This is a genomic window from Mesorhizobium sp. M2E.F.Ca.ET.219.01.1.1 (assembly GCF_004016445.2).
In the GTDB taxonomy this organism is placed as follows: Bacteria; Pseudomonadota; Alphaproteobacteria; order Rhizobiales; family Rhizobiaceae; genus Mesorhizobium.
The window spans coordinates 1-519 of the sequence record NZ_SADT02000039.1 but is presented as its reverse complement, the minus strand read 5'-3'; the positions used below and the strand labels follow the sequence as shown (position 1 = coordinate 519).

Annotated in this window: 1 protein-coding gene; it reads right to left on the bottom strand. The window is 64.2% G+C overall.

What is annotated here, in order from left to right; translation table 11 throughout:
* A partial coding sequence (locus tag EN862_RS34810; protein ID WP_135913280.1) for an aldehyde dehydrogenase family protein occupies positions 1 to 440 on the bottom strand: 440 nt, incomplete at its 3' end.
* Between the last annotated feature and the right edge of the window lie 79 nt (positions 441 to 519).

Sequence of the window (519 nt, the reverse complement as noted above, 5' to 3'; positions counted from 1 at the left end):
GAGACGCCGTAGGGCTCGTAGCGCGCATACTGGAACGAACCCGCCTGCGTCGTGCCGGCGACCATGCCGGCCTCGTCTCGCGCCATCTCGGCATAATAGCGGAAGATCGGCGCGCAATTGGCGATCTCGCCGATCGCTTCCGGATAGGGCTTGCCCATCTCGCGCACCATCAGCTCGGCGCAGCGGGTGAAGTCCGCCGCCTCGATGGCATTGGCCACCGCGTGCAAATGTTTTGCGCGGCTCTTGGCGTCGAGTCTTTTCCACGCCGCCTGCGCCGTTGTCGCGGCGGTCAGTGCGGCATCGATCTCGCCGTCGCTGGCCGAAGCGATGGCGCCGACCGTCTCCAGCGTTGCCGGATCGATCACCGGTTTTTGCGCACCGGTGGTCGGCCGGTAGTCCGGATTGACGAAGTATACCGGACGGTCGGGCGAGAATTCCATGAAACAATCCTCCGGGTCCGCTCAGCGGATCATGTAGACCTTCTTGATCGTCTCGTGGACGGTGCAGACGCCTTTCCAG